Annotated in this window: 19 protein-coding genes; 16 read left to right on the top strand and 3 right to left on the bottom strand. The window is 59.9% G+C overall.

Annotation, left to right across the window (positions count from 1 at the left end; all coding sequences use genetic code 11):
• Window positions 1-66 precede the first annotated feature (66 nt).
• The 5 genes from RSF91_RS04975 (at window position 67) to RSF91_RS04955 (ending at window position 9,852) form a co-directional block, all read left to right on the top strand.
• Window positions 67-3,645 (top strand): indolepyruvate ferredoxin oxidoreductase family protein, encoded by a 3,579-nt coding sequence (locus RSF91_RS04975; RefSeq protein ID WP_332567374.1) that lies wholly within the window; start codon window positions 67-69, stop codon window positions 3,643-3,645.
• 364 nt (window positions 3,646-4,009) lie between these two features.
• Window positions 4,010-4,342 carry a preprotein translocase subunit YajC gene (gene yajC, locus RSF91_RS04970; RefSeq protein ID WP_332567373.1) on the top strand — a complete coding sequence of 111 codons (333 nt, stop codon included), beginning with the start codon at window positions 4,010-4,012 and terminating at the stop codon, window positions 4,340-4,342.
• 172 nt (window positions 4,343-4,514) lie between these two features.
• Window positions 4,515-6,416 (top strand): protein translocase subunit SecD, encoded by a 1,902-nt coding sequence (gene secD / locus RSF91_RS04965; RefSeq protein ID WP_332567372.1) that lies wholly within the window; start codon window positions 4,515-4,517, stop codon window positions 6,414-6,416.
• Window positions 6,417-6,427: 11 nt separating this feature from the next.
• Complete coding sequence (gene secF / locus RSF91_RS04960) at window positions 6,428-7,384, top strand: protein translocase subunit SecF (RefSeq protein WP_332567371.1); 957 nt, start codon at window positions 6,428-6,430, stop codon at window positions 7,382-7,384.
• A 56-nt stretch (window positions 7,385-7,440) separates the two neighbouring features.
• The gene (locus RSF91_RS04955; RefSeq protein ID WP_332567370.1) at window positions 7,441-9,852 is read left to right on the top strand and encodes a DUF1631 domain-containing protein; all 2,412 of its coding nucleotides are present in this window, start codon (window positions 7,441-7,443) and stop codon (window positions 9,850-9,852) included.
• Window positions 9,853-9,938: 86 nt separating this feature from the next.
• On the opposite strand, the gene dprA is transcribed toward RSF91_RS04955, so the two are convergent.
• Together dprA and RSF91_RS04945 are read right to left on the bottom strand one after the other, a co-directional pair.
• Window positions 9,939-11,132, bottom strand: a complete 1,194-nt coding sequence (gene dprA, locus RSF91_RS04950) for a DNA-processing protein DprA (protein ID WP_332567369.1) — start codon at window positions 11,130-11,132, stop codon at window positions 9,939-9,941.
• Between the two features lie 14 nt (window positions 11,133-11,146).
• On the bottom strand, window positions 11,147-12,334 hold the full coding sequence (locus RSF91_RS04945; RefSeq protein WP_332567368.1) for a LysM peptidoglycan-binding domain-containing protein: 1,188 nt from the start codon (window positions 12,332-12,334) through the stop codon (window positions 11,147-11,149).
• Window positions 12,335-12,538: 204 nt separating this feature from the next.
• Between RSF91_RS04945 and def the strand changes: the two genes are divergently transcribed.
• The 8 genes from def (at window position 12,539) to RSF91_RS04905 (ending at window position 18,805) form a co-directional block, all read left to right on the top strand.
• Window positions 12,539-13,051 (top strand): peptide deformylase, encoded by a 513-nt coding sequence (gene def / locus RSF91_RS04940; protein WP_332567367.1) that lies wholly within the window; start codon window positions 12,539-12,541, stop codon window positions 13,049-13,051.
• A gap of 26 nt (window positions 13,052-13,077) precedes the next feature.
• Window positions 13,078-13,575, top strand: a complete 498-nt coding sequence (locus tag RSF91_RS04935) for a hypothetical protein (protein WP_332567430.1) — start codon at window positions 13,078-13,080, stop codon at window positions 13,573-13,575.
• Window positions 13,576-13,717: 142 nt separating this feature from the next.
• The gene (gene fmt / locus RSF91_RS04930; protein WP_332567366.1) at window positions 13,718-14,683 is read left to right on the top strand and encodes a methionyl-tRNA formyltransferase; all 966 of its coding nucleotides are present in this window, start codon (window positions 13,718-13,720) and stop codon (window positions 14,681-14,683) included.
• Complete coding sequence (locus RSF91_RS04925) at window positions 14,680-15,450, top strand: AzlC family ABC transporter permease (RefSeq protein ID WP_332567365.1); 771 nt, start codon at window positions 14,680-14,682, stop codon at window positions 15,448-15,450. Before fmt ends, RSF91_RS04925 begins: the two co-directional genes overlap by 4 nt.
• Entirely contained in the window at window positions 15,447-15,779 is a 333-nt protein-coding gene (locus tag RSF91_RS04920; protein ID WP_332567364.1) for an AzlD domain-containing protein, read from the top strand. The genes RSF91_RS04925 and RSF91_RS04920 overlap by 4 nt, the downstream gene beginning before the upstream one ends.
• A 219-nt stretch (window positions 15,780-15,998) precedes the next feature.
• Window positions 15,999-17,192: a phosphoglycerate kinase gene (locus RSF91_RS04915; protein ID WP_332567363.1), complete on the top strand. Its 1,194-nt coding sequence runs from the start codon at window positions 15,999-16,001 to the stop codon at window positions 17,190-17,192.
• Window positions 17,193-17,498: 306 nt separating this feature from the next.
• Window positions 17,499-17,978: a Crp/Fnr family transcriptional regulator gene (locus RSF91_RS04910; protein WP_332567362.1), complete on the top strand. Its 480-nt coding sequence runs from the start codon at window positions 17,499-17,501 to the stop codon at window positions 17,976-17,978.
• A 143-nt stretch (window positions 17,979-18,121) separates the two neighbouring features.
• Entirely contained in the window at window positions 18,122-18,805 is a 684-nt protein-coding gene (locus tag RSF91_RS04905; protein ID WP_332567361.1) for a hypothetical protein, read from the top strand.
• A 23-nt stretch (window positions 18,806-18,828) separates the two neighbouring features.
• Here the strand turns inward: RSF91_RS04905 and RSF91_RS04900 are convergent, their stop codons facing one another.
• Window positions 18,829-19,386: an adenine phosphoribosyltransferase gene (locus tag RSF91_RS04900; RefSeq protein ID WP_332567360.1), complete on the bottom strand. Its 558-nt coding sequence runs from the start codon at window positions 19,384-19,386 to the stop codon at window positions 18,829-18,831.
• Between the two features lie 113 nt (window positions 19,387-19,499).
• Here RSF91_RS04900 and RSF91_RS04895 point away from each other — a divergent pair, with 113 nt between their 5' ends.
• From RSF91_RS04895 to lptC, 3 genes are read left to right on the top strand one after another with little or no spacing between them, the layout of a single operon-like run.
• Window positions 19,500-20,501 carry a KpsF/GutQ family sugar-phosphate isomerase gene (locus tag RSF91_RS04895; RefSeq protein WP_332567359.1) on the top strand — a complete coding sequence of 334 codons (1,002 nt, stop codon included), beginning with the start codon at window positions 19,500-19,502 and terminating at the stop codon, window positions 20,499-20,501.
• The gene (locus RSF91_RS04890) at window positions 20,501-21,061 is read left to right on the top strand and encodes a KdsC family phosphatase (RefSeq protein ID WP_332567358.1); all 561 of its coding nucleotides are present in this window, start codon (window positions 20,501-20,503) and stop codon (window positions 21,059-21,061) included. Before RSF91_RS04895 ends, RSF91_RS04890 begins: the two co-directional genes overlap by 1 nt.
• Window positions 21,058-21,678, top strand: a complete 621-nt coding sequence (gene lptC / locus RSF91_RS04885) for an LPS export ABC transporter periplasmic protein LptC (RefSeq protein WP_332567357.1) — start codon at window positions 21,058-21,060, stop codon at window positions 21,676-21,678. The genes RSF91_RS04890 and lptC overlap by 4 nt, the downstream gene beginning before the upstream one ends.
• Window positions 21,679-21,680: the final 2 nt, after the last annotated feature.

The following is a 21,680-nucleotide window of genomic DNA, read 5'->3' as shown; positions in this document are numbered from 1 at the left end:
TTAAAGCAATATGCTGCTCTGGTAGCCACCAGCTTCCAGGGCTGGCAACCCACATGGAGACAAGCCATGAATGCCCCTTTGCCTGATGAAGTCCGTCGTGCACTTGAGTCGGTGACTCTGGACGACAAATATTCCCTAGACCGCGGCCGCGCCTTTATGAGTGGCGTGCAGGCACTGGTCAGGCTACCCATGCTGCAGCGGCTGCGCGATGCGCAGGCGGGGCTCAATACCGCAGGTTTCATTAGCGGCTATCGCGGCTCTCCGCTGGGCACTTACGACCAGTCGCTGTGGGCCGCCAAGAAGCACATGGAGGCGAATCACATCGTCTTTCAGCCGGGAGTGAATGAGGAACTGGGCGCTACCGCCGTCTGGGGCACGCAGCAGCTGGATCTCTACCCCGAAACCAAGAAATTCGATGGCGTTTTTGGCATCTGGTACGGCAAGGGGCCGGGCGTGGATCGCTGCTCTGACGTGTTCAAGCACGCGAATATGGCGGGCACGGCCAAGCATGGCGGCGTGATTGCGATTGCGGGTGATGACCACATCAGCAAATCATCCACCGCCGCGCACCAGAGCGACCACATCTTCAAGGCCTGCGGCACGCCGGTGTTCTTTCCCAGCAATGTGCAGGACATTCTGGACATGGGTCTGCACGCCTTTGCCATGAGCCGTTTCTCGGGTCTGTGGTCGGGCATGAAAACGATTCAGGAAGTGGTGGAGTCTTCGTCCTCCGTCCTCGTGGACCCGGACCGCGTCAACATCATCATCCCCGAAGACTTTCAGATGCCGCCCGGTGGCCTGCACATTCGCTGGCCCGATCCGCCGCTGGAGCAAGAAGCGCGGCTGATGAACTACAAGTGGTATGCGGCACTGGCCTATGTGCGTGCCAACAAGCTCAACCACAACGTGATTGAGGGGCCGAACGATCGCTTTGGCATCATCGCCAGCGGCAAGGCCTATAACGACACGCGCCAGGCGCTGGTCGATCTGGGGTTGGACGAGTACACCTGCCACCAGCTGGGTATTCGCTTGCACAAGGTCAACGTGGTCTGGCCGCTGGAGGCGACCATCACCCGTGACTTTGCGCGCGGCCTGCAGGAGATTCTGGTGGTTGAGGAAAAGCGCCAGGTCATCGAGTACCAGGTCAAGGAAGAGCTCTACAACTGGCGCGACGATGTGCGCCCCAATGTGGTGGGCAAGTTCAGCGACGAGCATGGCGGCGAATGGTCGCTGCCCAACCCCAGCACCGACTGGCTGCTGCGCCCCAATGCCGATCTGACGCCGGCCCTCATCGCCAGAGCGATTGCGGCCCGCCTCAAAAAGCTGGGTGTGCCCGGCCATGTGGAAGTGCGCATGCAGCAGCGCCTAGCCGTACTCGATGCCCGCGAAGCCGCGCTCCAGCTGGCCAAAGAAGCATCAACCGGGGACCGCACGCCATGGTTTTGCAGCGGCTGCCCGCACAACACCAGCACTCGCGTGCCCGAAGGCTCACGTGCAGTGGCCGGCATCGGCTGCCACTACATGACGACCTGGATGCCCGACCGCCGGACCAGCACCTTCACGCAAATGGGCGGGGAGGGCGTGACCTGGGTGGGCCAGGCCCCGTTTACCAACGAACCCCATGTATTCGCTAATCTGGGCGATGGCACCTACTTTCACAGCGGGCTGCTGGCCATTCGCCAGAGCATTGCGGCGGGCACCAACATCACCTACAAGGTGCTCTACAACGACGCTGTCGCCATGACGGGCGGCCAGCGTGTGGGTGAACGGCCCGAAGGTCATTCGGTGCTGCAGATCATGAACAGTCTGCTATCTGAGGGCGTGAAAAAGCTGGTCATCGTCACCGACGAGCCTCAGAAGTACGACGGCGTAAAGCTGGGTGACGGTGTGACCGTGCATCACCGCGATGAGCTGGATGCGATTCAGCGCCAGTTCCGTGAACTTCAGGGCTGCACAGCCATCATTTACGACCAGACCTGCGCCACTGAAAAGCGCCGCCGCCGCAAACGCGGCACGCTGGCCACGCCTGATAAAACCGTGGTCATCAACGAGCTGGTCTGCGAGGGCTGTGGCGACTGCTCGGTGCAGTCCAACTGCCTGTCGGTGGAGCCGGTGGAGACCGAATTCGGCCGCAAGCGCCGCATCAACCAGAACAGCTGCAACAAGGATTACTCCTGCGTCAACGGCTTTTGCCCCAGCTTTGTGACGGTGGAGGGCGGTGCGCTCAAAAAGCCCAAGCAAGAGAAAAAAGGCAATCTGGCGGCACTGCCCAGCATTCCCGACCCCGTGCTGCCTGTGGCCGAGCAGGCCTGGGGCATTGTGGTGGCGGGCGTGGGCGGCACGGGCGTCATCACCATCGGCTCGCTGCTGGGCATGGCCGCGCACCTTGAAGGCAAGGGCGTGATCACGCAGGATGCGGCCGGGCTGGCGCAAAAGGGTGGCTCCACTTGGAGCCATATCCAGATCGCCAACCGCGCCGATGCCATCTACACCACCAAGGTGGATATTGCCAAGGCTGATCTGGTCATTGGCTGCGACCCCATCGTGGCGGCTACGCCCACTACCTTGTCCGTCATGCAGCCGGGGCGCACCTATGTGGCGCTTAACAGCCATGCGGCGCCCACGGCCACGTTTGTGGGCAACCCCGACTGGCAATCGCCTGCCGCGCGCTGCGCCACGGTGCTGGCTGATGCGGTGGGCTATAACGCCTTGGGTAGTTTTGATGCCGAAAAAGCCTCTTCGGCCTTGCTGGGCGACAGCATTTATGCCAACCCCATGATGCTGGGCTATGCCTGGCAAAAGGGCAAAGTGCCGCTGACCCATGCATCGCTGATGCGCGCCATGGAGCTCAACGGCGTGCAAGTCGCCCGCAACCAAGAGGCTTTTGAATGGGGCCGCCGCTGCGCCCATGATCTGGAGGCTGTGCGTGCGCTGTATCAGGCGACGCAGGTGATTCAGTTCGTTAAAAAGCCATCGCTGGCTGAAATGCTGGAAAAGCGTGTGGAATTCCTCACGGCTTACCAGAACGCTGCCTACGCCAAGCAGTACCGTGACTTTGTGGGCAAGGTGCACGCGACGGAGGAGTCTCTGGGTGGCGGAACGCGCCTGTCTCAGGCCGTGGCACGTTATCTTTTCAAGCTCATGGCGTACAAAGATGAGTACGAAGTGGCGCGTCTGCACACCGATGCGGCCTTCAACCAGAAGATCAGCGCAATGTTCGAGGGTGATTTCAAGGTGGTGCACCACCTTGCGCCCCCTGGCCTGGCCAAGAAGGACGAGCAGGGGCACCTGAAGAAAAAGTCCTACGGCCCGTGGATGCACAAGGCCATGGGCTTGCTGGCGGGCATGAAGGGCCTGCGCGGCACGGCGTTTGATCCGTTTGGCCGTACAGAGGAGCGCCGAACCGAGCGCGCCCTGATCGGGGAGTACCGCGACTGCATCAACACTTTGCTGAGCGGCTTGACGGTTGAAAAGCTGGCGCTGGCTGTAGAGATCGCCTCTATTCCCGAAGACATTCGCGGCTACGGCCATGTGAAGGAGCGCCATCTGGCTGCGGCACGCACCAAGTGGCAGGCGCTGATGGCGCGCTGGAATGAGGTGCCTGAGGCCGTTGCTGCGCCTGCCAAGCCGGCGACAGTGAACTAATTGCGTTAAGGTGCATCACAACAAGGCCGGGGTAACCCGGCCTTTGTGTTCATGGCTATGGCTGTGGTGCTGTGTTGGGTTATCTAATTTGATAGCTGCTAGCGCTTGTATTGGCTGATATTCAAATATAAAACAGTCAAAAAACAATACAGGTAAGGCGCTTGAAGCTATGTTTTTTGCAGGCTTTGTTGATGTGCGCAGGGAGGCCTCATCACATCAGGGAATGCCTGTGCTATCCAGCGGCCTATGCCAATCGTGGGTGCAAGCTAGCCGAATACAATGTTCTATTGACCCGGTCAATTCGTGCAACTGCGCGCTTGGCGGGACCTGTTCCTGACAAATTCACTCTTTCGGAGTCTTTTCCGTGTTCATTTCTTCTGCTTTCGCCCAGACCGCTCCTGCCGCCGCTGCTGAAGGCGGCTTCATGGGTTCGCTCACCGGCATGCTGCCTCTGGTGCTGATGTTCGTGGTGCTGTACTTCGTGATGATTCGTCCCCAGATGAAGCGCCAGAAAGAGCACCGCTCCATGATTGACGCACTGGCCAAGGGCGACGACGTGGCAACCGCTGGTGGCATCATCGGCACCGTGACTCGCATGGCCGAGCAGTTCATCTACATCCAGGTCGCGTCCGGCGTGGAAATCCAGATTCAGCGCTCTGCCGTGACGCAAGTGCTGCCCAAAGGCTCTGCCAAGTAAGCTGGTCTGTTCAAGACCCGCCGAGACCGCCATTGACGTTGCTGCCTTGCACATCGTCTCGAACGCAGATCATTGACCTGCCCGGCGGATCCGGTGTTTCTCATCAGGGGTACGGCGCTCGACCAGAGTGCGCGTACCCGTTGTGCGTTGCTGTAAAACAAAGAGCGCGATCATGAACCGTTACCCGGTCTGGAAGTACGCGATCCTCGTGATCGCGCTGCTGGTGGGGGTGATCTACACCCTGCCGAATTTCTTTGGTGAAGCGCCTGCTGTGCAGGTGTCCTCGGCCAAATCCACTGTGAAGGTGGATAACGCGGTGCTGCAAAAGGTGGAGTCCGCCTTGAACGCGGCCAGCGTCAAGCCGGATTCGCTGTCGCTGGAAGGCACTTCGTTGCGTGCCCGTTTCAATACGCCCGACGAGCAGCTCAAAGCCAAGGACGTGATCCAGAAGGCGCTGATTACCGACCCTTCGGACCCCATGTACATCGTGGCGCTGAACCTGGTGTCGCGCTCGCCTGACTGGCTGACGGCCATTGGCGCCAGACCCATGTATCTGGGCCTGGACTTGCGCGGTGGCGTGCACTTCATGCTGCAGGTGGACATGGCTGCGGCCCTGACCAAGAAGGCCGAGAGCTATGCGGGCGACCTGCGCTCGTCCATGCGCGACAAGAACATCCGCCACGGCGGCGTGAACCGTGATGGCAACAGCGTCATCATCCGCGCGCGTGACGAAGCCACGCTGACCGCTGCGCGCAACCTGATCACAGATCAGTTTCCTGACCTGACCACGACTTCGGCACCTGACGGCACTGGCTTCAAGCTGGTGGCGACCATCAAGCCCGAAGCCCTGCGCAAGGTGCAGGAGCAAGCGCTCAAGCAGAATATTGTGACGCTGCACAACCGTATCAACGAGCTGGGCGTGGCCGAGCCGGTGATTCAGCAGCAGGGTCTGGACCGCATTGTGGTGCAGCTGCCTGGCGTGCAGGACACGGCCAAGGCCAAGGACATTCTGGGTCGTACCGCCACACTGGAAGTTCGCATGGTGGACGAGTCCTCCGAAGCGCGTTCCGCTGAACTGGGCTCTGGCCCCGTGCCTTTTGGCTCTGAAAAGTATCTGGATCGCAACGGCCAGCCCATCATCGTGCAAAAGCAGGTGACGCTGACCGGCGAGAACTTGACCGACGCCCAGCCTGGCTTTGACGGCCAGACACAGGAGCCCACCGTCAATCTGACGCTGGATGCCAAGGGCGCCCGCATCTTCAAGGACGTGACCCGCGAGAACGTGGGCAAGCGCATGGCCATCATCTTGTTCGAAAAGGGCAAGGGCGAGGTGGTGACGGCTCCCGTGATCCGTGGCGAAATCGGTGGCGGTCGTGTGCAGATTTCCGGTCGCATGACGACCCAGGAAGCCAATGACACCTCGCTGCTGCTGCGCGCTGGCTCGCTGGCTGCGCCTATGGAGATCATTGAGGAATACACCATCGGCCCAACGCTGGGTGCTGACAACATCAGCCGCGGTATTCACTCCGTGGTCTGGGGCATGGTGGCGATTGCTGCCTTCATGTGTGTGTACTACATGCTGTTTGGCGTGTTCTCTACGATTGCTCTGTCGGTGAACGTTCTGCTGCTGCTGGCTATCTTGTCCATGCTGCAAGCCACGCTGACTCTGCCCGGTATTGCCGCCATGGCTCTGGCACTGGGTGTGGCGATTGACTCGAACGTGCTGATTAACGAGCGTATTCGTGAAGAACTGCGCGCTGGTGCTTCGCCTCAGGCGGCCATTCACGCGGGTTACGAGAACGCCTGGCACACCATTCTGGACTCGAACGTGACCACGCTGATCGCTGGTCTGGCCCTGCTGGCCTTTGGCTCGGGTGTGGTGCGCGGCTTTGCCGTGGTGCACTGCATCGGCATTTTGACCAGCATGTTCTCGGCCGTGTTCTTCTCGCGCGGTCTGGTGAACCTCTGGTACGGCGGCAAGAAAAAGCTCAAGAGCATTTCCATTGGCCAGGTCTGGAAGCCAGCCGAGGGTGACGGACACCGCTCCGTGGCCAACCGTAGCAGCAACAACTAAGGAGGAAGATCATGGAATTCTTCCGCATCAAAAAAGACATCCCGTTCATGAAGTACGCGTTGTTGCTCAACGCGGTCTCCTTCGTCACTTTTGCGCTGGCCGTCTTTTTCCTGTTTTCTCGCGGGCTGCACCTGTCGGTGGAGTTCACGGGCGGTACGGTTATGGAAGTGGCCTATAGCCAGCCTGCCGAGATTGGCAAGGTTCGCGACACCATCTCCAAGCTGGGCTACCAGGACGTGATCGTGCAGAACTTTGGCACGTCTAAGGATGTGATGATCCGTCTGCCCGTGCAAAAGGGTGTGACCACTGCGCAGCAAAGCGAGCAGGTGCTTACTGCGCTGAAGGCGCAAGACGCTGAAGTTACGCTGCGCCGCACCGAGTTTGTCGGCCCTCAGGTGGGTGATGAGCTGATGCACAGCGGCCTGATGGCGCTGGGCATGGTGATTCTGGGCATCATTATTTATCTTGCCTTCCGCTTCGAGTGGAAGTTCGGTGTGGCGGCCATCATCGCCAACTTGCACGATGTGATCATCATCCTGGGCTTCTTTGCCTTCTTCCAGTGGGAGTTCTCGCTCTCGGTGCTGGCAGGCGTGCTGGCGGTGCTGGGCTACTCGGTCAACGAGTCGGTGGTTATTTTTGACCGTATCCGCGAAGCCTTCCGCAAGTTCCGCAAGCTCAATACGCACGAGGTGATCGACCACGCCATTACCTCGACCATGAGCCGCACCATCATCACCCACGCTTCTACCGAAGCCATGGTGCTGTCGATGTTCTTCTTCGGTGGTCCCAGCCTGCATTACTTTGCGCTGGCCCTGACGATTGGCATCTTGTTCGGTATCTATTCCTCGGTGTTCGTGGCGGCGGCCATTGCCATGTGGCTGGGCGTCAAGCGCGAGGATCTGATCAAGACCTCTGGCAAGCCTGCGTCGCAAGACCCCAACGATCCCAACTCTGGAGCGGTGGTCTGACGGCTTTTAAGGGGTGGCGGGGCGCACAAGTGCCTGCGCCGCCTTACACTTAGGCAATGGCTCTCTCGCAGTCTTCTAACAACGCGCCTGCGGCCCAGCAACAGCTGGGCTGGCAGGCGCGCTTGCGTTGGGTTCATGGCATTTGCCAGGGCCTGCCTAAAGTTGCTTTGCAACTGGATGAGTTTCTCTCCAGCCAGAGCAGCTCCGTCGCTGTGCAAAAAGAAATGCAGGAGTGGCGCGAGGCTTGGCAGAACTTTCAGCCCAAGAAAGATGCCTGGGTACAGGCCAGCGCAGCTGCTCTGCAGCAGGCGGTGCGCAAGCCCCCTCTGGGCAGCGGCGAGAGCGTGACTTCGACTTCCGCACCGCTGACGTTTGAGCTGCTCAGCGACGATGTCGTTGAAAACAAAATTCTGGTCTCTCGCATGGCGCTGGCCATGGGGGAGACGTTGCAGCCCGGTTTTGACGCCATGCGCTTGCGCATGCAGGCGCTGGAAGACCATGAGCTGCCTCCCCAAGACATGTTCCGCGCCGAGAGTATCTGTCTGCATCTTGTCGAGCAATGGATGGCCTGTGGGCTGGAGCGCAAGCACCTGCTGCAGGTTCTGGAGCCTTTGCAAAACGCCTTGGCACCGTTGATGGAGTCTGAATACAGCATCCTGCATAAGCTGCTGGATGCCAAAGGCGTGAGCAAGGCGGCGGATGCGCCTTTGCGTGTGCGACGCACTGAAAGCGGTGCATCTACGGGCGCCATGAATCTGGGTGCAGGTGTGAACAGCGGTGCTCATAGTGGTTATGGCAACACGGCTGAATCGGGCTGGGCGCAGTCGGCGATTCATCAGTACATGCCTGCCGGCATGGGTGCTGGTATGCCGGGTGGTATGGGTGTGCAATTGCCGCCTGGCGCCAGTGCGGGGCTGGGCATGCTGGCCCGTGCGCGTCACCGTGCACTGGATGCCATGAACCAGTTGCGACAGGTGCTGAGTCAGCCTTCTGTGGGTATTTCGGGTCTGATGCCGGGGGGGGCTGCGATGTCGCCCATGCCCCCTGCGTCAGCAGCACTGGTGCAGGCGCTGCAAGAGCAGCAGCACATGATGTTGACCCAGTTCAACACCCAGTACCCGATGATGGCTGGCACCGTCATGGCTATGCCTGCCATGGATTACAGCCCGGCTGCGATTGGCCAGCTGGTCAATCAGGTGCGCGAGCGCTCGGCTGACTGGAAGGAAAAGGCCGAAACCAAGGGCGAAAAAGCCACCATCGAGGTGGTGGCGCTGATGTTCCAGAGCATTCTTTCGGAAGATCGCCTGCCGCCATCGATCCGTGTCTGGTTTGCGCGTCTGCAGGTGCCTGTGCTGCGCGTGGCGCTGGCAGAGCCGCAGTTCTTCAGCGACTTGAATCACCCGGCGCGAAAGCTGATTGACCGCATGGGCTCCTGCGTCATGGGCTTTGATGCGAGCAGCATCAGCGGTAATGCGCTGGAGATTGAGATTCGCCGCGTGGTGCAAGTGATCGAGCAATACCCGGAAACCGGGCAAAAAGTTTTTGCACTGGTGCTGCGCGAGTTTGAGGAATTCCTCACCAAGCATCTGACGAAAAGCCAGACCACGTCCAAGATCACGAGCGTGGCGCAGCAGGTCGAGCAAAAGGAAACGCTGGCGGTTCAGTACACCATCGAGTTGCGCAACATGCTCAACGATATGCCGGTGCGCGAAGAGGTGCGTGACTTCCTCTTCAAGTCCTGGGCCGATGTGCTGGCCATGGCGACGGTGCGCTATGGCGCCAAGGATGCGCGAGCCATGCGCTTCAAGCAGGCTGCGAGCGAGCTGGTCTGGTCTGCCAGCGCCAAGCCATCGCGCCAAGAGCGCTCCCGCGTTATTCAGGGCCTGCCGACCTTGTTGCAGACCTTGCGTGAAGGGCTGGAGCTGGTGAACGTGATGGGCGATGAGCAATCGGTCGCGATCAAGGTGCTGACCGATACGCTGGCCCAGGCCTTCATGTCCAAGACCGCAGCGATTCCTGTGGAGCGCATCGAGGCCATGGCCAAGCGCCTGTCGGAGCTGGAGAAATACATCAGCGACGATGGCAAGCTGGACGATATGGCGCTGTCCAACGAAAGCATCGAGCTGATGCTGGGCGTGGATACGGCAGGGCTGCACGTCATTCCCAATACCGACACGCCCGTGGAGCCCGCCATGCTGGAGTGGGCCAAGACGCTGGAAAGCGGTCGCTGGTTCACGCTGGACCACAACGCTGCGCGTGTGCAGGTTCAGTACGTCTGGCACAGCCGCCGCAAGCAGCTGCATCTGTTTGCATCGCTGGATAGCCACTGCTATCTGCTGCAGGCGCAGCGTATGGCGACCTATCTACAGGCCGGGCTGCTGACGGTGCATGACGACGAAGCGCTGACCGTGCGTGCGACGCGTGATGCGTTGCAAAAGATTCAGGCGAATCCGGAGAGGTTGGCATAACCCCTGAGGCGCTTTGCGCATTCCCCTTCTCTCCGGAAAGGGGCGATGCCTTCGCCGCGAGGCGGTTCTGATTTTGGGTTTTGTGATCAGCTATGTGTAATGCGCTGGTACAACCCACCGGGCAGGCGGGCGACCATGCCGTCGAGTTCTAGCTCCATCAACTGCGCCTGCAAGTGTGCTGCATCCCAGCCGGTGCGGGCCATCAGCGTGTCCAGCGTCATGGGGTCATGGCCCAGTGCTCGCAGCAGCTCAGGTTCTTTCTCTGACACTTCGTTTTTAATAGCTAATTGCGCTTTATGAGTCTGCGATGCAGGCATGTTTAAGCCTTGAAGTTCGTCCAGAATATCTGCAGCTGTTTCCACCAGTTTTGCGCCTTGGCGCAGCAGCGCGTGGCAGCCCTTGGCCTGTGGGGCATGAATGGAGCCGGGGATGGCGAATACCTCGCGACCCTGCTCGCTGGCCAGCCGTGCCGTAATCAGCGAGCCGGATTGAAGTGCCGCTTCCACCACTAGCGTGCCTTGCGACAGGCCAGAGATGATGCGGTTGCGCTGCGGGAAATGTCGGGGCAGTGGCTCGCTGCCCAGTGGATATTCACTGATCACCAGCCCATGCAGCGCAATCTGTTGCGCGAGGGCGGCGTGAGCGCGTGGATAGACTTGATCCAACCCTGTACCCACCACAGCAATCGTACAGGGCGCTTTGCTTGTTTTGCTTTTGAGTGCTCCTTCATGCGCCGCAGCATCAATACCGCGGGCCAGGCCTGAAACGATGCATAGCCCTTGATCAGCCAGCGCATGCGCCATGTCGCGGGCGTTGATGATGCCCTGCGCAGAAGGACTACGGCTGCCCACCATGGCCAGAGCGGCGGGGTAGGGAAACCAGGCTGCGTCTGAATTCAGCAGCGGTTCAGGCCCTTGCACAAATAGCAGCAAAGGTGGGTCTTCGGTCTGCAGCAGGCTGTCCGGGTATTGCGAGTGGCCCAGATAGATCAGTGCGTGCCGGGTGCCTGTTGCTGGCGTGGTCAGCCAGCGGGCGAGGGTTTCGCAATGCAGGGGCCAGTCGGGAGGTAACTGCGCCAAGGCTTTGATCTGGGCCTGTGTGCCGCATTCAGCCCAGGCTGACAGAGGTAACTGCCAGATTTCTTCAGCACCACCGGCCTTGGCCAGCAGTTTGCGGGCTGTGATGCGCCCAATGCCGGGTGTCAGCAGCAGGCGCAGCCAGGCCAGCGTTTCGGCATTGGGCGGGGCAGGGTGCGTATCGTTGTGAAGTGACTGCACCATGCTTGCTCCTCGGCTTAGTTCTGCGGCGACTGCAGGCTGTCACCGATGTTGACGGGGCGCTGGATCGTGGTGATGAGGGCGTAGGAGACGCGGTCAAAGACCTTGAAGACCATGGCATAGCCATTTTGCTCGTCAGGCAACTTCACGGAGTCGCGGGCGGCGCTGGTCTTGTCCACAATGACATTGCCCTTGCTGATGAGTTCAAGCACCGTACCAATGTCCATGCCGTTCTGTGCGCCCTTGTTGATGGCGATCACCTGATTCTGGGCGGCGTTGACGCCCACCGAGTCACCATAGATAGACACCACGGCTGCATTGACGGCAGTGTTGGGAGCATGGGGCGCATAGCTCAGGTATTGCTGCTCGGGGGCGGGCAGCAGGCGGTCGCCAGCGCGGATTTCGTTCTTGGAGCGGGTGATGTCCACCGTGCCGGGCGTGCTTTGCACGGGCTTGCCTTCGGGCGTTTCGATCAGCGTCTCGCCACGCACCACGGCCGCATTGCCTAGATACTTGGCTTCATAGCCCAGGATTTCGCCGTTGATAGGGTCCTTGAGCGGTGTTGCTTCGCGGAAGATGCGGTAGCTCAAGGGTTGGCCCTTGGCGGTGCTCACCAGTGCGCCGCCGGAGTTGCGGACATAGGCGCGGTCACCATTGGCCATCAGCACGCGCTTGTCCATGGTGGCAATGATGCGCGGGGCTTGCGACAGCGTCAGGCGGTCTACCACCAGTGGCTCGGCCAGGAAGGGCTCGATCAGGTGCGGGGGCAGTGTAGGCAGGGCCAGGTCGTTGAGCGACGATTCACGTGTTTGCGGCGACAGGCGCACTACGCCAGAGTCCCCGTTGGGCGCTGTTGTGGACAGGCGGGCATAGCCATTACTGCGCGCCAGATACAGCACCTGACCAGGGAAGATCAGGTGAGGGTTGGAAATGCTGGAGAGATTCATGCCCCACAGATCGGGCCAGCGCCATGGCTGACGCAGATACATGCCTGAAATACCCCACAGCGTGTCACCGCGCTTGACGGTGTATTGCGCGGGTGCATTGGGTGCCAGTTCTGTCTCGGGGATGCCTTGCTGAGCGACTTGCTGGGCTGTTGAGCGCTGAGTGGCGGTCACGGGGTAGCTCTGAGCGTGGACCGTAGTCAGGGCTGCAAGCATGCTGGCCCCAATACTCAAGGCGCGTGCAGTGGCAAATGCGGTCATGAAATTCCTTCTTGCGGGATTCGTTTACTGCAGCGTCCCTCACGTCGCCGCACCGTGGTCGATCTTGGCATAACCGACCCTACAAGTCTTACAAATGTGACGAAATTCTCGGCGCAAGGCCTCGATAGATCAATGTTTATTGGGTTTGAGCCCAGCGTTTAGCGTCAAATGTTGGGACAATAACGACAGATTTACCGAGATACCATGGCCATTCTTCCCATTCTTTGCTACCCCGATCCCCGTCTTCACAAGGTTGCCCAGCCCGTGGCGCAGGTGGATGAGCGCATCCAGACACTGGTCAAAGACATGCTCGAAACCATGTATGACGCCCATGGCATTGGTCTGGCCGCCACGCAGGTCGATGAACATGTGCGCGTTGTCGTGATCGATGTGTCTGAAGAGCGCAACGAGCCCATGACGCTGATCAACCCCGAGATTCTCTGGGCCAGCGAAGAAAAGCAGCTGGGTGAAGAAGGTTGCCTGTCCGTGCCCGGTATTTATGACGGCGTGGAGCGATCCACCTCCGTCAAAGTGCGCGCCCTCGACGAAAACGGTAAAAGCCGCGAGATTGAAGCCGAAGGCATGCTGGCCATCTGTATTCAGCACGAGATGGATCACCTGATGGGCAAGGTTTTTGTCGAATACCTCTCGCCCCTCAAGCGCAATCGCATCAAGACCAAGCTGGTCAAGGCTCAAAAGCAAGCCCTCAAAGATTAACTGGAGCCGTCATGCCCCTGCCCCTCCTGCTTCTGCCCCGTCTCAGAATTCTGTTGACTGCCAGTTTGCTGGCCTTGGGGCTGGCGGGCTGCATGGTGCCGCAGTGGCAAAAGCCCGGCATGCCGCAGGCCGAGGTAGAAAAAGGCATGGGCAAGCCCACGCTGGTTGTTCCTTTGCCGGATGGCGGTCAGCGCTTGGTCTACAGCCAGCAGCCGGCGGGGCAGCAGGTCTACCATATGGACTTTGACGCCCAGAAGCGCTTGGTGCGCGTTGAGCAGGTTCTGGATGCGGCCCACTTTTTTGCATTGCGCAACGGCGTAGATACCAAAGATGCTGTGTACCGCGAGTTTGGCCCACCCGCCAAAGTCGAGAGGGTCTACAGCTTCAAAGGTGACATCTGGACTTACCGTTTTCTGGACAATACCTTTCCTCGGCGTGCCCATGTGCACATAGACCCGCAAGGTGTGGTGCAGAAGGTCATGTTCACCGATGAGAGCATGTACATCAGAGAACCGAACCGGTAACCACTCCCCCTGAGGCGCTGCGCGTCTTCCCCTTCGCTTGGGGAGGTGGACGACGCCATTGCCGTGAGGGGGCTCTTGCCAAGCGTTTTTGATGTGAGCTGCGCCGGAGCATGAGCTTCTCGCCGAGATATACGGAAAGCATATGAAAGTCATTTTTGCTGGCACGCCCGAGTTTGCGCGCGTGGCCTTGGAACGCTTGCTGGCTGCAGGCTTTGAAGTACCACTGGTCTTGACCCAGCCTGATCGCCCCGCAGGTCGCGGCATGAAACTGCAGGCTTCCCCCGTCAAGCAGTGCGCGCTGGAGCATGGCATTGCCGTCGCCCAGCCCATGAGCCTGCGCCTTGATGGCAAGTACCCCGAAGAAGCTGCTGCTGCTAAGGCCGCAATTGATGCCGCTCAGGCCGATGTGATGGTGGTGGCCGCTTACGGTCTGATCCTGCCGCAATGGGTGCTCGATACCCCGCGTCTGGGTTGTCTGAATATTCATGCCAGCCTGCTGCCGCGCTGGCGCGGTGCAGCGCCTATCCACCGGGCGATTGAAGCGGGCGATGCCGAGACTGGCGTCACCATCATGCAGATGGATGCGGGGCTGGATACCGGCGATATGTGCTTGGTCGAGCGCTTACCTATCGCCCCCGACGACACCACGGCCAGCCTGCACGACAAGCTGGCAGAGCAGGGCGGTCGCCTGATTGTGGAAGCGTTGAAGCTGGCCGCCTGCGGTAGCCTCAATCGCACGCCACAGCCCGCCGATGGTGTGACCTATGCTCACAAAATTGAAAAGGCCGAGAGCCTGATTGACTGGAGCGAAAGTGCCGAAGTCATCGCTCGTCGCCTGCGTGCCTTCAATCCCTTCCCCGGTGGCGCCACCAGTCTGGGCAGCGAAGCTATCAAGGTCTGGGGCGCTGTGGCCGAAGAGGGCTCAGGCGCCGCTGGCACCGTGCTGTCAGCCGATGCGCAAGGCGTGCGCGTGGCCTGCGGCAGCGGCGTCCTCAATATGCAGCTGCTGCAGCGTGCGGGCGGCAAGCGCCTGGCTGCTGGCGATTTTCTGCGCGGCTTTGAGCTGCCTGCAGGCGCGGTGCTGGGCGAGGGCTCTGAAAAGGTATGACGGACAGGGCGCTCACGCTGAGCCAGCGTGCGAAATCGATAGTCAAGGACCCCTTCTTCTGGCTGGGCGCCAAAGAGATGAGCGGCACGGCGCTGGGCATTGCGGCCTGGGGCCTGGTCACCGGCGTGGCCATGGTCAAAAGTGGGCTGTCTGTGCCCCTGGCGCTGCTCATGGGTTTTACCGCCTATGCAGGCAGCGCCCAGCTGGCCGTTCTGCCCCTGATTGCCGTGGGCGCGCCGCTGTGGGTGGTCTGGTTCACGGCAATCTGCGTGAACCTGCGCTTTGTGATTCTGTCGAGCATGTGGCGAAGCTATTTTTCGCACCTGAGCCTGCGCCATCGCTTGACGGCAGCCTACTTCAGCGGCGACGTGATTTTTGTGAACTTCATGCGCCGCTACCCCGATGCCAAGCCGAAGCCAGAGCAGTTGCCTTACTTCTGGGGCGCCGCAATCACCAACTGGGTGGCCTGGCAGATTCCATCCACGCTGGGCATTTTTCTGGCCGATCAGATTCCGCTGTCCTGGGGGCTGGGCTTTGCTGGCGTGCTGGCGCTGCTGGGCGTGCTGCTGTCTATGCTCAATGATCGTGCGACCTGGGTGGCTTCCGTTGTGGCCTGCACGGCGGCGGTGGCGGCGTTTGCGTTGCCGCTCAAGCTCAATATTCTGGTGGCGATTGCGGCTGCCGTTGCAGCGGGTCTGATGGCCGAGCAGCTGCAAAAGCAGGCGAGCCAGCTGCCTGCAGTCACGGACAAGGAGAGCCGGTCATGATGAGCAGCTTCTGGATCGTCATTGCCTGCATTGGCTTGGCCATCATCACCTTGGTGACGCGCGCCTTTTTCATGATTCCCGAGCGGGAAGTGCCCCTGCCCAACTGGCTCAAGCGCGGCCTCAAGTACGCGCCGCTGGCGGCCCTTGCTGCCGTGATTGCGCCCGAGATTGTGATGAGCAACGGCCAGCTCATCAGCAGTTTTGCCGATGCGCGGCTGCCTGCACTGGCGGTTGCGGTGGTGTACTTTTTTTACAAGCGCAGCATTCTGGGGACCATCGCTTTGGGCATGGCGATCTATCTGCCGCTGCACATTGGATGGGGCTGGTAGCCCCATCGCTAGATATACAGGAGCTCAGTGCTCCTGTTTTCTTATTGGTTACAGGTAAATGGCCTGAAACCCAGTTACCACGTGCGAGTGATGCTCCTGTTTTTGAGTCGAGTAAGCAGGTAAACGCATGCGCTTAACAGGTTGAACACCCTAAAATACCGGCAGATTTTTCGTTTTCCAACCTTTGTATGGGCGACTTTCGGGTCGCTTTTTTGCTGCATGAATATCATCCGTTTCTCCGATCTGTGCGCCCAGGACAAAGTCCAGGGTCAACGCGTTTTCATCCGTGCCGACCTGAACGTTCCCTTGAACGACGCCGGTGAAATCACCGAAGACACCCGCGTGCGTGCTTCGGTGCCTGCGATTGAAATGGCGCTGAAGGCCGGAGCTGCCGTGATGGTGACCAGCCACCTGGGCCGCCCCACCGAAGGCGAATTCAAGCCTGCAGACTCGCTGGCTCCCGTGGCCAAGCGCCTGTCCGAGCTGCTGGGCCGTGACGTGCCTCTGGTCGCCAACTGGGTGGACGGTGTGCAAGTGGCTGCAGGTCAGGTCGTGCTGCTGGAAAACTGCCGCGTGAACGTGGGCGAAAAGAAGAACAAGCCCGAACTGGCCCAGAAGATGGCCAAGCTGTGCGACATCTTCGTGAACGACGCCTTTGGCACCGCCCACCGTGCTGAAGGCACGACTTATGGCATCGCTGAGTACGCCCCCATCGCCTGTGCCGGTCCGCTGCTGTCCGCAGAGATTGATGCCATTACCAAGGCGCTGGCTGCGCCTGCGCGCCCTCTGGCTGCCATCGTGGCTGGCTCCAAGGTCTCGACCAAGCTGACCATCCTCAAGTCGCTGGCCGACAAGGTCGATCAGCTGATCGTGGGCGGCGGCATTGCGAACACCTTCATGCTGGCTGCTGGCCTGAAGATCGGCAAGTCTCTGGCTGAAGCCGATCTGGTGGCTGATGCTAAGGCCGTGATCGACGCCATGGCTGCACGCGGTGCTGATGTGCCCGTGCCCACCGATGTGGTGACTGCCAAGACTTTTGCTGCCGATGCACCCGCCACGGTGAAGAAGGCCACTGAAGTTGAAGACGACGACATGATTCTGGACATTGGCCCAGAAACTGCCGCCAAGCTGGCCGAGCAGCTGAAGAAGGCTGGCACCATCGTCTGGAACGGCCCCGTGGGCGTGTTCGAGTTCGATCAGTTCGCTGGCGGCACCAAGGCTATCGCCACGGCTGTGGCTGAGTCCAGCGCCTTCAGCATTGCTGGCGGTGGCGATACTCTGGCGGCCATTGCCAAGTACAACATCGAAGACAAGGTGGGCTACATCTCCACCGGTGGCGGCGCCTTCCTGGAAGTGCTGGAAGGCAAGACGCTGCCCGCCTTTGAAATTCTGCAAAAGCGCGCGAACGGTTGATTCACGGCTGAATTTTTAGTCAAATGCAGCGCCCGCCTAGATGGATAGAGCGCTAGCAGCTATCAAAAAAGGATCGATTTATCGATCCTTTTTTACTGTTTTTGATGAAAATGCAGACACTTCGAGTTGGTTAAAGTAACTCTACCTAGTAAGTGATTGGCGGGATTGCCAGAGTCGCTTAGCATTCACCCTGCGTTGATGGTGTGCCATGGCGCAATGAATTTGTTCTATCCATGAGCGGCCGCGTTGCTAATCAAGAGTTGCCCGCTCTGATTGCATGCGGCGGTCGCGATCTAACCATTGCTTATGTCTGCTTCAACATCCAAGGACCTGTCGGCGCTGATTCAGGCGATGACAACGTCAGTTGCCACTGATACCGCGCAAAGCATGCTCACTGCTGCTCAGTGGGAGTTGCTGGCGCCGTATCTGCAGCCGATCACGCTTGCGGCCAGTGAGGTGTTGTTTGCCGAAGGTGCGCTGGATCGCAACCTTTATATGGTGGAATCTGGCTCGTTGAGCGTCCACTATCAGGATGCCAAGGAAAGAATTCGCCTCGCGCTGGTCGGGCCCGGCTCTATCGTGGGTGAAGGTGCATTCTTTGCCCACCGTCCTCGTCGCGCTACGGTTCAGGCCGCAGCGCCTAGCCGCCTGTGGTGCCTGACGGCAATGCGTTTTACGGAACTGGCCAATCGCCAGCCCGTTCTGGGCCTGGCACTGGTCACCATGGCTGGCCAGGTGCTAGCCCGGCGTGCCGGTGATAGCCGACGCCGCGTTGCAAGTACTTGATGGGCTGATATTTAGCGTTTGCGCTGGATTTTGCACTTGATCCATGTCGGACAAAGGCTAATATTCCCGCAGATAACGCAAGCTGCCTCAGGCCTGGAGGCAGAATGTGTCTTGTTGTAAATTTTGCTTAAACGAGTGTGCTCATGTCCCTGTTTCGATGGTTTTCTCGCGGGTCTCGCCAAGACGGTGGCACGCAAGCGCCTCGCCACGAGGATGAGTCGGGCGCGCGCCAGACGCAACGCAGAGAGCGCTCCGCAAGGCGCGAGCAGCTGTATGTCATCGTGCGTGAAGCCATGGTGCGGGTCGGCATTCTCTCTGCAGGCTACAAATTCAAGGTGCTTTCGCTCGACAGCAGCGGGCAGCGTTTTGTCGTAATGGTTGATCTGGCTCCGGCCTATGCGGCAGATGCCTCGCAGCAAAGAAGCATTGAAGCCTTGATCGCCGAACTGGCCAGAACCCGCATGGAAGCGGGCGTTCATGCCGTGTACTGGCGGGTCAACGGGCAGATTCAGGCGGCTGCACCGGCGCCGAATTTTGCCGCGCCGCAGGGTGCCTCTGTGGCAGCATCTGTACCTGCGCAGAGACAGGTGCCCGTTGCCGCCACTGCACAACCCGCGTTTGCCGGCCGCGCTTTCGAGCCCATTGATTCGCTGGAAATGGATGCCTTCAAGCAAGCGGTGGCGCAGTCGGGTGCGACACCTGCCGGTGCACACCCATCGCGCCGCGGCCCCTTGCTGGGGCCGGGTTCTGGGCAAGAAGAGGGTGGCGAATTCGCCGTGTCTGGTCTCGGCTCTCTGGGCGTGACGCAGTACGGAGAGCTGCGCTAAGTCCCTGGAGCTTGCGTCCGGGCTCAGTGCCCGGCGAAGTCGACCAGCGTGAACAAGGGCAAGCCACTGTCCTTGAGGTGTTTGGAGCCGCCTAGTTCTGGCAGGTCAACAATGGCAGCGCCCTCCACTACGATGGCGCCCAGTTTTTCCAGCAACTTCTTGCCGGCCATCATGGTGCCGCCAGTGGCAATCAGGTCGTCAATCAGCAGCACGCGCTGGCCGGGTTTGACGGCATCGGTGTGCAACTCCACCGTGGCACTGCCATATTCCAGCTCATAGGTTTCTTCCACCGTCGTAAAGGGCAGCTTGCCTTTCTTGCGGATGGGGATGAAGCCCACATTCAGTTCGTGCGCAATCACCGCTCCCAGAATGAAGCCGCGGGCATCCAGACCGGCGACCACATCGGGGCGCAGCGCTGGGTCCATATAGCGCTGGACAAAGGCATCTGTCAGCACGCGGAAGACCTTGGGGTCCTGCAGCAAAGGCGTAATGTCGCGAAATTGCACGCCCGGAGCCGGCCAATCCGACACGGTACGGATGTGGTCACGCAGATAGTCGTTGACGCTGGTAGAAGTTTGCATGGGACGGCCTCAGGGGTTCGGAACGGAGGTCAGTGTATGGGTTCAGGCCCAAAATGCAGGCAAAAGGGATGTTGTCCACAGGCTAGTCGGTGCGGGTTGGCTAAAATCCAGCTATGAATTCTGATGCTGCCCATTCGCGACTGATCGACGCACCGCGTGCTCTGAACCTGGCCCGTGAGGCTCTGGATATTGAGGCGGATGCCTTGCGCGCCATGTCCGCTCGCCTCAACGGCGCATTCACCGAGGTCGTGCAGCGCGTGTTGCAACTGCCGGGCCGTGTGGTGGTCATGGGTATGGGCAAGAGCGGGCATGTGGGCCGCAAGATCGCCGCGACGCTGGCGTCGACTGGTACTCCCGCCTTCTTTGTGCACCCGGCGGAAGCAAGCCATGGCGATCTTGGCATGCTGACGGCCGATGATCTGGTGCTGGCACTGTCGAACAGCGGTGAGACGGATGAACTGACAGGCGTTTTGCCCGCCATCAAGCGCATGGGCGTGCCACTGGTGGCCGTCACTGGCGGCTTGCAATCCACATTGGCTAAGCACGCAGACTGGGTGTTGGACACCCGTGTCGATAAAGAAGCCTGCCCGCTGAACCTGGCACCGACTGCCAGCACCACGTCGCAGCTGGCCATGGGCGATGCACTGGCTGTCGCTCTGCTGGATGCGCGCGGCTTTGGTGCCGAAGACTTTGCCCGCTCGCACCCCGGCGGTGCGCTGGGCCGTCGTCTGCTGACTCATGTGCGAGATGTGATGCGCCACGGGGCAGATGTGCCTCAGGTTGCACAAGACGTCAGTACCGTAGTGCTGATGCGTGAAATGAGCGCCAAGGGGCTTGGCTGCTCTGCAGTGGTCAATGCTGCGGGCGAGCTGCTTGGCATCTTCACAGACGGTGATTTGCGCCGCTGTGTTGAGGCGGGCATCGACCTGCGCACCCAGACTGCGCAAGATGTGATGCACGCCAATCCTTTGACCATCAAGCCTGACCTGCTGGCCGTTGCTGCAGCTCGCATGATGGAAGAGCGCGGTGTGACGGCCGTGCTTGTCACGGATGAGCGCAAACAACTGCAGGGCGTGGTGCATATCCGCGACTTGATGCGTGCCAAGGTGATTTGATGAACCGACCTGCTCTGACCCCCAGCCAGCAATGGGACCCGCAACTGCTGCTCAAGGCGCAAGAGGTTCGTGTTGTCTTCTTTGATGTGGATGGCGTGCTGACCGATGGCGGTTTGTATTTCTCTGGCGAAGGCGAGGTGCTCAAGCGCTTTCATACGCTGGATGGCCATGGCCTGAAAATGCTGCAAAAGGCAGGTATCACGCCTGCTGTGGTGACAGGGCGCGACTCCGCACCGCTGCGTTTGCGACTGAAGCAGCTGGGCATTGAACATGCGCGCTTTGGTACCGAAGACAAAGTGCCTGCCGCCGAGTCCATTCTGGCCGAGCTGGGTTTGCAATGGGATCAGGCAGCCGCCATGGGTGACGACTGGCCTGATCTTCCCGTCATGCGACGCAGCCGTTTTGCCTGCGCGCCAGCCAATGCACACGACGAGGCTCTACATGTTGCGGACTGGGTCAGCAGCCGGTGCGGTGGAGATGGCGCGGTGCGGCAGTTTTGCGACCTGTTGCTGGCGGCCAATGGTGCTTACGCAGGTCTGCTGGCGGGGTATGGCTCATGATTGCGAATTGGCGCCGTGTGGGTGATAAGGCATCGATGTACTTGCCGGTGCTCATCATGGGTTTGCTGGCGTTAGGTACCTGGTGGCTGGTGCGCAATGCCCCCAAGCCCATTGCAGTCGGCACTGAGAGGGTGCTGCAGCATGACCCGGACTATTTCTTGAAGGACTTTGTCATCAAGAATTTCGAAGCGTCAGGGCGCCTCAAAAGTCGTTTGAACGGTACAACAGGCGAGCACTTTCCAGACACCGATACGCTGGAAATTGACGATGCGCGCATGCTGAGCTTTACGCCGGATGGTCGTAAAACCATAGGCAGCTCCAATCGTGCCTTGAGTAACGGAGATGGCTCGGAAATTCAAATGTTTGGTCAGGCCGTCATCACGCGCGAGGCCATGGCTGCAAGCGCTAACCAGAAGGCATTGCCTGCCATGCAGCTTGAAAGTGAGTTCCTGCATATCTGGCCCAATGAAGAGCGCGTCAGCACTAACAAGCCCGTGGTCATGACCCGTGGCAGCGATAAATTTACCGGCGACAGCATGCAGTACCACCACCTTGATCAGATCTTGCAGATGCAGGGCCGTGTCAAGGGTGTGATTGAGCCGGGCAAGGCCAAGTAACA

The sequence above is a fragment of the Comamonas sp. genome (assembly GCF_036643215.1).
Taxonomy (GTDB): domain Bacteria; phylum Pseudomonadota; class Gammaproteobacteria; order Burkholderiales; family Burkholderiaceae_C; genus Comamonas.
The sequence above is the reverse complement of the archived record's forward strand: the minus strand, read 5'-3'. Positions and strand labels throughout refer to the sequence as shown.

Coding starts and splice junctions, on each gene's coding strand:
- secD (WP_332567372.1), top strand. CDS start 4,515: ATGAACCGTTACCCGGTCTGGAAGTACGCGATCCTCGTGATCGCGCTG.
- RSF91_RS04920 (WP_332567364.1), top strand. CDS start 15,447: ATGATGAGCAGCTTCTGGATCGTCATTGCCTGCATTGGCTTGGCCATC.
- lptC (WP_332567357.1), top strand. CDS start 21,058: ATGATTGCGAATTGGCGCCGTGTGGGTGATAAGGCATCGATGTACTTG.
- def (WP_332567367.1), top strand. CDS start 12,539: ATGGCCATTCTTCCCATTCTTTGCTACCCCGATCCCCGTCTTCACAAG.
- RSF91_RS04895 (WP_332567359.1), top strand. CDS start 19,500: ATGAATTCTGATGCTGCCCATTCGCGACTGATCGACGCACCGCGTGCT.
- RSF91_RS04890 (WP_332567358.1), top strand. CDS start 20,501: ATGAACCGACCTGCTCTGACCCCCAGCCAGCAATGGGACCCGCAACTG.
- RSF91_RS04915 (WP_332567363.1), top strand. CDS start 15,999: ATGAATATCATCCGTTTCTCCGATCTGTGCGCCCAGGACAAAGTCCAG.
- RSF91_RS04975 (WP_332567374.1), top strand. CDS start 67: ATGAATGCCCCTTTGCCTGATGAAGTCCGTCGTGCACTTGAGTCGGTG.
- RSF91_RS04945 (WP_332567368.1), bottom strand. CDS start 12,334: ATGACCGCATTTGCCACTGCACGCGCCTTGAGTATTGGGGCCAGCATG.
- RSF91_RS04955 (WP_332567370.1), top strand. CDS start 7,441: ATGGCTCTCTCGCAGTCTTCTAACAACGCGCCTGCGGCCCAGCAACAG.
- dprA (WP_332567369.1), bottom strand. CDS start 11,132: ATGGTGCAGTCACTTCACAACGATACGCACCCTGCCCCGCCCAATGCC.
- RSF91_RS04900 (WP_332567360.1), bottom strand. CDS start 19,386: ATGCAAACTTCTACCAGCGTCAACGACTATCTGCGTGACCACATCCGT.
- secF (WP_332567371.1), top strand. CDS start 6,428: ATGGAATTCTTCCGCATCAAAAAAGACATCCCGTTCATGAAGTACGCG.
- RSF91_RS04905 (WP_332567361.1), top strand. CDS start 18,122: ATGTCCCTGTTTCGATGGTTTTCTCGCGGGTCTCGCCAAGACGGTGGC.
- RSF91_RS04910 (WP_332567362.1), top strand. CDS start 17,499: ATGTCTGCTTCAACATCCAAGGACCTGTCGGCGCTGATTCAGGCGATG.
- RSF91_RS04925 (WP_332567365.1), top strand. CDS start 14,680: ATGACGGACAGGGCGCTCACGCTGAGCCAGCGTGCGAAATCGATAGTC.
- fmt (WP_332567366.1), top strand. CDS start 13,718: ATGAAAGTCATTTTTGCTGGCACGCCCGAGTTTGCGCGCGTGGCCTTG.